The following is an 11,175-nucleotide window of genomic DNA, read 5'->3' on the forward strand; positions in this document are numbered from 1 at the left end:
TTTTATGCGGACGTTAACAAAAGAGGTATCAGCCGATGGCCGACAACAGAGTGTGGCATGAAACGCTGCATGACCAGTTTGGACAGTACTTTGCCGTTGATAACGTGCTCTATCATGAGAAAACCGATCACCAGGATTTGATCATTTTTGAAAACGCCGCCTTTGGCCGCGTGATGGCGCTGGACGGTGTGGTGCAAACCACCGAACGCGATGAATTCATCTATCACGAGATGATGACCCACGTGCCGCTGCTGGCGCACGGCAATGCAAAACATGTGCTGATTATCGGCGGTGGCGACGGTGCCATGCTGCGCGAAGTTTCCCGCCATAAATCCATTGAACGTATCACCATGGTCGAGATCGACGCGGGCGTGGTCTCTTTCTGCCGCCAGTACCTGCCGAATCACAACGCCGGTAGCTACGACGATCCGCGCTTTACGCTTGTGATTGACGACGGCGTCAATTTTGTTAACCAGACGGCGCAAACCTTCGACGTGATCATCTCTGATTGCACCGATCCGATTGGCCCCGGTGAGAGCCTGTTTACCTCGGCGTTCTATGAAGGCTGCAAACGATGCCTGAACCCTGGCGGGATCTTCGTGGCGCAGAACGGCGTTTGCTTCCTGCAGCAGGATGAAGCCATTGACAGCCACCGCAAGCTGAGCCACTACTTCTCTGATGTCAGCTTCTATCAGGCGGCCATCCCTACCTACTACGGCGGGGTGATGACCTTCGCGTGGGCTACGGACAATGACGCCCTGCGCCATCTCTCAACCGGGATCATTCAGGCACGCTTCCAGCAGGCCAACTTAACCTGCCGCTATTACAATCCGGCCGTTCATACCGCAGCCTTTGCCTTACCGCAATATTTGCACGATGCGCTGCTTCAAGGGGGTGAATGAATTGAAAAAGCTGAAACTGCATGGCTTTAACAACCTGACCAAAAGCCTGAGTTTTTGTATTTACGATATCTGCTACGTCAAAACGGCGGAAGAGCGCGATGGTTATATCGCCTATATCGATGAACTCTATAACGCCAACCGTCTGACCGAGATCCTGTCAGAAACCTGTTCAATTATCGGCGCCAACATCCTCAACATCGCGCGTCAGGATTATGAACCGCAGGGAGCCAGCGTCACTATTCTGGTCAGCGAAGAGCCCGTTGACCCTACCCTTATCGACAACACCGAGCACCCCGGCCCGCTGCCGGAAGCGGTGGTCGCGCATCTCGATAAGAGCCATATCTGCGTGCATACCTACCCGGAGAGCCACCCGGAGGGCGGACTGTGTACCTTCCGCGCCGATATTGAAGTCTCCACCTGCGGGGTGATTTCACCCCTGAATGCGCTGAACTATCTGATTCATCAACTTGAGTCCGACATCGTCACCGTTGACTATCGCGTGCGCGGCTTTACCCGTGATATCAACGGCATGAAGCATTTCATCGATCATGAAATAAACTCTATTCAGAACTTCATGTCCGCAGACATGAAGGCGCTGTATGACATGGTGGACGTGAACGTGTACCAGGAGAATATCTTCCACACCAAGATGCTGCTTAAGGAGTTCGACCTTAAGCACTACATGTTCCACACCCGCCCGGAAGATTTAAGCGAAAATGAGCGTAAGGCCATCACTGACCTGCTGTGGAAAGAGATGCGCGAAATTTACTCCGGCCGCAATATTACGACCGTGTAAAACGCCTGTGGAGCAGGGAGGCTCCCGACGTTACTTCTGTTTCATGAAAGTGCGGTACGCCGCCACCACCTGAAGGAAATCCTCTACGCCGCACAGCGACAGGCTCTCTTCATCGTAGTAGTTCATCCCCTCTTCCATCTCATCACCTGAAAATTCAAGCTGATTGGCACGCACCATGACCTCTTCACCATCCAGCCATAGCGTGTATTCATGGCCAATGCGTTGCCAGGATCGCTCGCTGCCTTTAACCTCGTGCGCCGCCTGCTCCACTTCATCGAGCAAGGCCAGGTTCTCTTTCACTTCCTCATTGAACCAGTGACCGACCACTTCGTGGCCCATCGACATACGCACTTTCACCACCCCGGTGATATCACGCAGAAATTCGTAATCCATAGTATTTTCCTCTGCAAAGCCCTTGGCGTAATTATCGCAGATAGAAAGGAGATAAAAAGCGGGAAGGGTGTCAGGAGTGGAAAATAAAAAACCCTCACCCTCTCCCTAAAAGGGAGAGGGTGAGGGTTTGCTGTTTATACTGCGGTCTGGAAAATAACGCCGTCCGCTTTCTCAGTGTACTGAGAGAGCTGATCGAAGTTCAGATAGCGATAGGTATCCACCGCCGTCTTATCTACCTGCGCCACGAAGGTCTGGTACTCTTCCGGCGTTGGCAGTTTGCCAATCAGCGCCGAAACAGCCGCCAGCTCCGCAGAGGCCAGATAGACGTTGGCACCGGTACCTAAACGGTTCGGGAAGTTACGGGTCGAGGTGGAGACCACCGTCGCACCGTCAGCTACGCGCGCCTGGTTGCCCATACACAGGGAACAGCCAGGGATTTCAATACGCGCACCGCTCTTACCAAACACGCTGTAGTAACCCTCTTCGGTCAGCTGCGCCGCATCCATACGGGTTGGCGGTGCCACCCACAGACGGGTCGGCAGCTGGCCTTTATGGGTATCCAGCAGTTTACCGGCAGCACGGAAGTGACCGATGTTGGTCATGCATGAACCGATAAACACTTCGTCGATCTGTTCGCCCTGTACCGCAGAGAGCGGACGCGCATCGTCCGGATCGTTCGGCGCACACAGGATCGGCTCTTTGATATCCGCCAGATCGATGTCGATGATCGCAGCATATTCTGCGTCGGCATCGGCTTCCAGCAGCTGCGGATCTGCCAGCCATTTTTCCATGCCCTGCACGCGACGCTCCAGCGTACGGCGGTCGCCGTAGCCTTCGGCAATCATCCACTTCAGCAGCACGATGTTAGACGTCAGATACTCTTCAATCGGCGCCTGGTTCAGCTTGATGGTACAGCCTGCAGCAGAACGTTCAGCAGAGGCATCGGTCAGTTCGAACGCCTGCTCTACTTTCAGATCCGGCAGACCTTCGATCTCGAGGATGCGACCCGAGAAGATGTTGATCTTCCCTTTTTTCTCAACGGTCAGCAGGCCCTGTTTGATCGCGTACAGCGGGATCGCGTGGACCAGATCGCGCAGGGTGATGCCCGGCTGCATTTTGCCTTTAAAGCGCACCAAAACGGATTCCGGCATGTCCAGCGGCATCACGCCCGTCGCCGCAGCAAACGCCACCAGACCGGAGCCCGCCGGGAAGGAGATCCCAATCGGGAAGCGGGTGTGGGAGTCACCACCAGTACCCACGGTATCCGGCAACAGCATGCGGTTCAGCCAGGAGTGGATCACACCATCGCCCGGACGCAGCGAGACGCCGCCACGGTTCATAATGAAGTCCGGCAGCGTGTGGTGCGTGGTAACGTCAACCGGCTTCGGATACGCCGCGGTGTGGCAGAAGGACTGCATCACCAGGTCGGACGAGAAGCCCAGGCACGCCAGGTCTTTCAGTTCGTCACGGGTCATTGGCCCGGTGGTGTCCTGAGAACCGACGGAGGTCATCTTCGGCTCGCAGTACGCACCTGGACGAATCCCGGTTACGCCGCAGGCGCGGCCAACCATTTTCTGCGCCAGCGAATAACCGCGGGTGCTTTCGGCCACTTCTTTTGCCTGACGGAACACGTCGCTATGCGGCAGACCCAGCGCTTCACGCGCTTTGGTGGTCAGGCCACGACCGATGATCAGCGGGATACGGCCACCGGCACGCACTTCGTCCACCAGCACGTCGGTTTTCAGCTCAAAGCTGGCCAACAGTTCGTTGGTTTCGTGGTTGCGTACTTCACCTTTGAACGGATAAACGTCGATCACGTCGCCGGTATTCAGGTTGTTCACGTCTACTTCAATCGGCAGTGCGCCCGCATCTTCCATGGTATTGAAGAAGATAGGTGCGATTTTGCCACCGAGGCACAGACCGCCGCCGCGCTTGTTCGGCACATGAGGAATGTCATCCCCCATAAACCACAGTACGGAGTTGGTGGCGGATTTACGCGAAGAGCCGGTGCCGACCACATCGCCGACGTACGCCAGCGGGAAGCCTTTTTGCGCTAACGCTTCGATCTGTTTGATCGGGCCAACAGCACCCGGCTGATCCGGTTCAATGCCTTCGCGGGCGTTTTTCAGCATCGCCAGTGCGTGCAGAGGGATATCCGGGCGTGACCAGGCATCCGGGGCCGGAGACAGGTCATCAGTGTTGGTTTCGCCGGTCACTTTGAACACGGTGACGGTCATTTTTTCGGCAAGCGCAGGACGGCTCAGGAACCATTCGGCATCGGCCCAGGACTGCATCACCTGCTTCGCGTAGCGGTTACCCGCTTTCGCTTTCTCTTCGACATCGTAGAAGTTATCGAACATCAGCAGGGTGTGAGACAGCGCTTTGGCGGCAATCGGGGCCAGCACGTCGCTATCCAGCGCATCAATCAGCGGGTGAATGTTATAGCCGCCCTGCATGGTGCCGAGCAGTTCAATCGCTTTTTCAGGCGTGACCAGGGGGGAGGTTGCTTCGCCTTTGGCTACAGCAGCAAGGAAACCGGCTTTCACGTAGGCGGCTTCATCAACGCCTGGCGGAACACGGTTAATCAGCAGATCTAACAGGAATTCTTCTTCGCCCGCAGGCGGGTTTTTCAGCAGCTCGACGAGCCCAGCCATCTGGGTAGCATCTAAGGGTTTGGGTACAATTCCCTCGGCGGCACGTTCAGCTACGTGCTTACGGTATTCTTCTAGCACGACGGTTCTCCTCGCTCTCATTGTCATATGCGGCGGACGTTCTCTTCACGCTCCTGTGAGACAGCAGTTTGTAGTGTACATGCCCGATACCGCGCGGGCAGCATAGCAGGATTTCTGCACACTGTTAATCCGTTTACAAAAAAGCAACATTAAATTGTTTGCTGAATCGTTAAGAATGGTATAGCGGGAAGACGACGAGAAATTCAGGCACAAAAAAACCGCCTTCCAGGGGTTGATTGAGTGCTTTACGGCAAACCCCAACGCTTTTTTCGCCATCGGATATAATTGTGTAATAAATGCTCACATTCTTTATCCGGACTCAGCGGTAGATCCCCAATAAAAGTCAAAACTGTAAAACACGGGTGAATATACTCGCGGCAACAGAAACGCCTTACGGCACAGCTCTCGTCTCGTCGGAGTCACTTTATGAAGTTGCCTTTTAAGCCACATCTGCTTGTCCTTCTGTGCAGTACCGGGCTGTTTGCCGCGTCTGGCGTGATGTTCGTCAAAAGCCGTACAACGGAATCGCCCGCCGCCCCTGCTCCCGTTGTGCAACAACCTGTCGTCCCGGCGCCAGCCGCGCAACCCGCACCGGTTGTGGCACCAACCTATACCGCCGCGCAAATCGATCAGTGGGTCGCGCCCATTGCACTCTATCCGGACGCGCTGCTGTCGCAGATCCTGATGGCGTCGACCTACCCGGCCAACGTCATCCAGGCCGCGCAGTGGTCAGAGGACAACCCGAAGATGCAGGGTGATGCCGCCATTCAGGCGGTGGCAGGACAACCCTGGGATCCGAGCGTGAAGTCGCTGGTCGCCTTCCCACAGCTGATGTCGCTGATGGGGGAAAACCCGCCGTGGATCCAGAGCCTCGGCGATGCGTTTCTGGCCCAGCCGAAGGATGTGATGGACTCCGTGCAGCGCTTGCGCCTGCTGGCACAGCAAACCGGTGCGCTGCAGTCCACGCCTCAGCAGACGGTCACTACGGTCACTAAGCCTGAGCCGACAAAAACAACCCCTGCGGCACCCGCATCCACCACGACCACAACCGCCAGCCCAACGGTCATTAAGATTGAATCTGCCGATCCGCAGGTGGTGTATGTCCCGACGTATAACCCCAACACCGTCTACGGCACCTGGCCGAATACCAGCTATCCGCCGGTCTATTTACCGCCATCGCCCGGAGAGCAGTTCACCGACAGCCTGGTGAAAGGACTGGGCTTTAGCCTTGGTGTTGCCACTACTTACGCCATCTTCAGCAATATCGACTGGGATGACGATGACGACTGGGATCATCACCATGGCGATAACCACGGCGGCTATTCGCGCAACGGGGATAACAACATCAATATCAACGTTGATAACTTCAATAAAATCAGCGGTGAGCGCCTGACCGATGCCAACCGCGGCTGGCAGCATAATCCGACCTACCGTGGCGGGGTGCCGTACCCAACAAATCAGCTTAACAGCCGATTCCACTCCACCAATACGGCAACGGGGCTCAGCGCAACGCAGCCAAAAGCGGTCAATCGTGACAGTCAGCGTCAGGCGGCGATGACGCAGATGGAAAAATCGACCGGGAAGACCTTCCCGCAAACGCCGCGAGCCGGAACAAAAGACGCCCAGCGCCAGGCCTCGAACCAGCAGCTGAAGCAGATTTCCCAACGCAATAATTATCGAGGCTATGACACCAGCAAGCCGCAAGGCACGAAGCGTGCCGCCACCCAAACGCGTGAAAATCGTCAGACAACCGCACAAAGACAGGAAAAACGCGCTTCGCAACCCGCGCAGCAACAGCGTCATGTACAGCAGCGACACAGTCAGCCGCGCGCCAATGCGCTGAGCGGCAACGATAGCCGATCCGGGAACTGGCAAGCCCAGCAGCAGCGCGGTGCCCAGAGCCGCCAGCTTTCATCCCGCCATACCGAGCAACGCGCCGTCGCCAGACCACAGGGCAACGCCGGACAACGTGAATTCCGTCACCGTTAAGGGAGTCGACATGAAAAAGACAATACTGACTGGAATGGTGCTGTTCGCGGTCTCAACCTTTGCCTGCGCCAATCAGCCGTTCAGCACACCGGAGCAAGCCACCGATGCGCTGGCGAAGGCGATTATCGACAACAATGAGAGTGCCATGCGCCAGCTGCTCGGTGATGACTGGCGCGATTTTCTACCGCCGGAGGGCGTTGATCCCGACGCGGTGGACCGCTTTACTCGCGACTGGCGGGTGAAGCACCAGACGGTCACTCACGGCGACACGGCACACCTGCTGGTGGGCGAGAACAACTGGCAGTTGCCGGTTCCGGCGGTGAAAACGGCAGCAGGCTGGCAGTTTGATATGCGCGAAGCCGCCGAGGAGATCTTAACCCGGGAAATTGGCCGCAACGAGCTGGCCGCCATTGAGGCGCTGCATGCTTATGTCGACGCCCAGCAGGACTACTTTGCAATCAATGCACACTACGCCCAGAAAATTGTTAGCAGCGAAGGGAAAAAAGACGGTCTGTACTGGCCGGTTGCACCCGGGGAAGCCCCCAGTCCTCTCGGTCCGGCATTCAGTCCACCCCAGCCAGGAATGGGCTATCACGGCTACCATTTCCGCATCGTCCCGGACAGTGAAAGCGGCTTTGCGATGATCGCCTGGCCGGTCGACTATGGGCAGACGGGGGTAATGAGCTTTATGATTAATGGTTCGGATAAGGTCTGGCAGGCCAATCTTGGCGAGAAAACGACGGCGACGGTAAAAGCGATCCCTGCGTACAAGCTGGATGACCATTGGCAGCCTGTCGCACCCTAAATAACGCGTATAAAAAAAGCGGCTCAGAGGCCGCTTTTTTATGTCAGAAGAGGATTACTTCTTCTTCGCTTTCGCGTTTGGCAGGTCGGTGATGCTGCCTTCAAACACTTCTGCCGCCAGGCCAACAGACTCGTGCAGAGTCGGGTGAGCGTGGATGGTCAGCGCGATGTCTTCAGCGTCACAGCCCATTTCGATGGCCAGACCGATTTCACCCAGCAGCTCGCCGCCGTTGGTGCCGACAATCGCACCACCGATCACACGGTGAGTCTCTTTGTCGAAGATCAGTTTGGTCACGCCATCTGCGCAATCGGAAGCGATAGCACGGCCAGAAGCAGCCCACGGGAAGGTGGCTGTTTCATAGCTGATGCCTTTCTCTTTCGCTTCTTTCTCGGTCAGACCCACCCAGGCAACTTCTGGCTCGGTGTAGGCGATCGATGGGATCACTTTCGGGTCGAAGTAGTGCTTCATACCGGCGATAACTTCTGCGGCAACGTGGCCTTCGTGAACACCTTTGTGTGCCAGCATTGGCTGACCGACGATATCGCCGATAGCAAAGATGTGCGGCACGTTGGTGCGCAGCTGTTTGTCCACGCGGATGAAGCCACGGTCGTCAACTTCAACGCCCGCTGCACCTGCATCGAGGTTTTTACCGTTCGGTACGCGACCGATAGCCACCAGCACCGCGTCATAACGCTGCGCTTCTGCAGGGGCTTTTTTGCCTTCCATGGAAACGTAAATACCGTCTTCTTTTGCTTCAACGGCCGTTACTTTGGTTTCCAGCATCAGGTTGAACTTCTTGCTAATGCGTTTGGTGAAGACTTTAACGATGTCTTTGTCAGCAGCCGGGATAACCTGGTCGAACATTTCAACCACGTCAATCTCTGAACCCAGCGCATGGTACACGGTACCCATTTCCAGACCGATGATGCCGCCACCCATAACCAGCAGGCGCTTCGGTACGGATTTCAGCTCCAGCGCATCGGTGGAGTCCCATACGCGTGGATCTTCGTGTGGAATGAACGGCAGCTCAATCGGACGGGAACCCGCCGCGATGATCGCGTTGTCGAAGTTGATCACGGTTTTGCCGTTTTCGCCTTCCACTTCCAGGGTGTTTGCCCCGGTGAATTTACCCAGACCGTTGACCACTTTCACTTTACGGCCTTTGGCCATACCGGCCAGACCGCCGGTCAGTTGGGTGATGACTTTCTCTTTCCAGGTACGAATCTTGTCGATATCGGTTTTCGGCTCGCCGAAGACGATACCGTGGTCAGCCAGCGCTTTGGCTTCTTCGATAACTTTTGCGACGTGCAGCAGCGCTTTAGAAGGGATACAGCCGACGTTCAGACAAACACCACCGAGGGTGCTGTAACGTTCTACGATGACGGTTTCCAGACCTAAATCTGCAGCGCGGAATGCTGCGGAGTAACCTGCCGGGCCTGCCCCAAGTACCACGACCTGAGTTTTGATTTCTGTGCTCATCATGACCTCTTAATTTATACCCGTCGTCCACCGGGTCGTTCTATCCGCCCGCAGTTTACAAAATTGTTAACAATTTTGAAACAACAAACGGCTCACGAATTGTCGCTTTCGCCAATAACCTCACAAACAGCATGAGGTTACCAGAAAAAAGCCGGCCGATTGGCCGGCTTTTCGATTACATCACCAGGCGGCGAATGTCGCTCAGCGTGTTGTTGATGATGGTAATGAAGCGCGCACCATCAGCACCGTCGATCACGCGGTGGTCGAAGGAGAGAGAAATTGGCATCATCAGACGCGGCATAAACTCTTTACCATTCCACACTGGCTCAATCGCGGATTTAGACACACCGAGGATCGCCACTTCCGGCGCGTTAACAATCGGCGCGAAGTGGGTTGTACCCAGGCCGCCGATGCTGGAGATGGTGAAGCAACCGCCCTGCATTTCGCCAGCGGTCAGTTTGCCATCACGCGCTTTCTTGGAGATCACGGTCAGTTCACGGGACAGCTCAGTGATGCTCTTCTTGTTCACGTCTTTGAAGACCGGAACAACCAGACCATTTGGCGTATCAACCGCAACACCGATGTTGATGTATTTTTTCAGCGTCAGCTTCTGACCATCTTCGGACAGGGAGCTGTTGAAGCGTGGCATCTGCTCAAGGGCAGCGGCAACCGCTTTCATGATGAAGACCACTGGGGTGAATTTCACGTCCAGGCGGCGCTTCTCAGCTTCGGCGTTCTGCTGTTTACGGAACGCTTCCAGGTCAGTGATATCGGTTTTGTCGAAGTGCGTAACGTGCGGGATCATCACCCAGTTACGGCTCAGGTTGGCACCGGAGATTTTCTGGATACGGCCCAGTTCTACTTCTTCAATTTCACCAAACTTGCTGAAGTCCACTTTCGGCCATGGCAGCATGCCTGGGATACCACCGCCGGTGGCAGCAGCAGGTGCAGCTTCTGCACGCTTAACCGCGTCTTTCACGTAGGTCTGAACGTCTTCGCGCAGGATACGACCTTTACGGCCAGTCCCTTTCACTTTCGCCAGGTTTACACCGAATTCGCGCGCCAGGCGGCGGATCAGCGGTGTTGCGTGAACGTAAGCGTCGTTCTCAGCGAACTCAGATTTGCCTTCCGCTTTGGCAGCCGGGGCAGCCGCTTTTGCAGCTGGAGCCGGTGCGGCAGCAGCTGGTGCAGGTGCCGCAGCCGGAGCCACAGCAGGCGCAGCGCCTTCTACTTCGAAGACCATGATCAGAGAGCCGGTAGACACTTTGTCGCCGGTGTTGATTTTGATCTCTTTGACGATACCTGCGAACGGAGCCGGGACTTCCATAGAGGCTTTGTCGCCTTCTACGGTGATCAGTGACTGTTCAGCGGCAACTTTGTCGCCCACTTTCACCATCACTTCGGTCACTTCAACTTCGTCACCGCCGATATCCGGTACGTTAACGTCTTTCGGGCCAGCGGCAGCAGCAGGTGCAGCGGCTTGTGCCGGTGCAGCAGCCTGGGCCGGCGCGGCAGCAGGTGCAGCACCCGCCACTTCGAAGACCATGATCAGAGAGCCAGTAGACACTTTGTCGCCGGTGCTGATTTTGATCTCTTTAACCACGCCCGCGAACGGGGCCGGGACTTCCATCGAGGCTTTGTCGCCTTCAACGGTGATCAGAGACTGTTCAGCGGCAACGGTGTCGCCCACTTTAACCATGATCTCGGTGACTTCAACTTCGTCGCCGCCGATGTCAGGCACGTTCACTTCTTTCGCCGCGGCAGCAGCTGCTGGTGCAGCAGCGGCCGGAGCAGCTTCTTTCTTCTCTTCCTGCGCAGGTGCAGCAGCTGCTGCACCGTCGGCGGAATCGAAAATCATGATCAGTTTACCGGTCTCGGTTTTGTCGCCAACAGAGACTTTGATCTCTTTAACGATGCCCGCCTGAGGAGACGGAACTTCCATAGAGGCTTTGTCGCCTTCTACGGTGATCAGCGACTGTTCAGCGTCAACTTTGTCGCCGACTTTGACCAGGATCTCGGTGATTTCAACTTCATCAGCCCCGATGTCCGGTACATTGATTTCGATAGCCATTATTCTTT

General features: G+C 56.0%; 8 protein-coding genes. 4 read left to right on the forward strand and 4 right to left on the reverse strand.

What is annotated here, in order from left to right; genetic code table 11:
- The first annotated feature begins 35 nt into the window (after positions 1-35).
- Together speE and speD are read left to right on the forward strand one after the other, a co-directional pair.
- Positions 36-902 (forward strand): polyamine aminopropyltransferase, encoded by an 867-nt coding sequence (gene speE / locus ACRDD5_RS07900; RefSeq protein WP_271282419.1) that lies wholly within the window; start codon positions 36-38, stop codon positions 900-902.
- A 1-nt stretch (position 903) separates the two neighbouring features.
- On the forward strand, positions 904-1,698 hold the full coding sequence (speD, locus tag ACRDD5_RS07905) for an adenosylmethionine decarboxylase (protein ID WP_271282420.1): 795 nt from the start codon (positions 904-906) through the stop codon (positions 1,696-1,698).
- 30 nt (positions 1,699-1,728) lie between these two features.
- On the opposite strand, the gene yacL is transcribed toward speD, so the two are convergent.
- Together yacL and acnB are read right to left on the reverse strand one after the other, a co-directional pair.
- A complete protein-coding gene (gene yacL, locus ACRDD5_RS07910; protein WP_271282421.1) occupies positions 1,729-2,091 on the reverse strand; it encodes a protein YacL in 363 nt (120 codons plus the stop codon).
- Between the two features lie 134 nt (positions 2,092-2,225).
- On the reverse strand, positions 2,226-4,823 hold the full coding sequence (gene acnB / locus ACRDD5_RS07915) for a bifunctional aconitate hydratase 2/2-methylisocitrate dehydratase (protein WP_438676415.1): 2,598 nt from the start codon (positions 4,821-4,823) through the stop codon (positions 2,226-2,228).
- A gap of 426 nt (positions 4,824-5,249) precedes the next feature.
- On the opposite strand from acnB, the gene ACRDD5_RS07920 reads away from it, so the two are divergent.
- Positions 5,250-6,812 carry a DUF3300 domain-containing protein gene (locus ACRDD5_RS07920; RefSeq protein ID WP_438676416.1) on the forward strand — a complete coding sequence of 521 codons (1,563 nt, stop codon included), beginning with the start codon at positions 5,250-5,252 and terminating at the stop codon, positions 6,810-6,812.
- Between the two features lie 10 nt (positions 6,813-6,822).
- Entirely contained in the window at positions 6,823-7,617 is a 795-nt protein-coding gene (locus ACRDD5_RS07925) for a DUF2950 family protein (protein ID WP_438676417.1), read from the forward strand.
- Positions 7,618-7,671: 54 nt separating this feature from the next.
- Here the strand turns inward: ACRDD5_RS07925 and lpdA are convergent, their stop codons facing one another.
- Together lpdA and aceF are read right to left on the reverse strand one after the other, a co-directional pair.
- The gene (gene lpdA, locus ACRDD5_RS07930) at positions 7,672-9,096 is read right to left on the reverse strand and encodes a dihydrolipoyl dehydrogenase (RefSeq protein ID WP_271282425.1); all 1,425 of its coding nucleotides are present in this window, start codon (positions 9,094-9,096) and stop codon (positions 7,672-7,674) included.
- A gap of 175 nt (positions 9,097-9,271) precedes the next feature.
- Positions 9,272-11,167 carry a pyruvate dehydrogenase complex dihydrolipoyllysine-residue acetyltransferase gene (gene aceF, locus ACRDD5_RS07935; protein WP_438676418.1) on the reverse strand — a complete coding sequence of 632 codons (1,896 nt, stop codon included), beginning with the start codon at positions 11,165-11,167 and terminating at the stop codon, positions 9,272-9,274.
- Between the last annotated feature and the right edge of the window lie 8 nt (positions 11,168-11,175).

Source organism: Silvania sp. (assembly GCF_051656365.1).
Taxonomy (GTDB): Bacteria; Pseudomonadota; Gammaproteobacteria; order Enterobacterales; family Enterobacteriaceae; genus Enterobacter; species Enterobacter hatchlandensis.

What these genes read in the sequence shown, in the direction of transcription:
- lpdA (WP_271282425.1), bottom strand. Translation starts at nt 9,096, where the DNA reads ATGAGCACAGAAATCAAAACTCAGGTCGTGGTACTTGGGGCAGGCCCG.
- speE (WP_271282419.1), top strand. Translation starts at nt 36, where the DNA reads ATGGCCGACAACAGAGTGTGGCATGAAACGCTGCATGACCAGTTTGGA.
- aceF (WP_438676418.1), bottom strand. Translation starts at nt 11,167, where the DNA reads ATGGCTATCGAAATCAATGTACCGGACATCGGGGCTGATGAAGTTGAA.
- ACRDD5_RS07920 (WP_438676416.1), top strand. Translation starts at nt 5,250, where the DNA reads ATGAAGTTGCCTTTTAAGCCACATCTGCTTGTCCTTCTGTGCAGTACC.
- yacL (WP_271282421.1), bottom strand. Translation starts at nt 2,091, where the DNA reads ATGGATTACGAATTTCTGCGTGATATCACCGGGGTGGTGAAAGTGCGT.
- ACRDD5_RS07925 (WP_438676417.1), top strand. Translation starts at nt 6,823, where the DNA reads ATGAAAAAGACAATACTGACTGGAATGGTGCTGTTCGCGGTCTCAACC.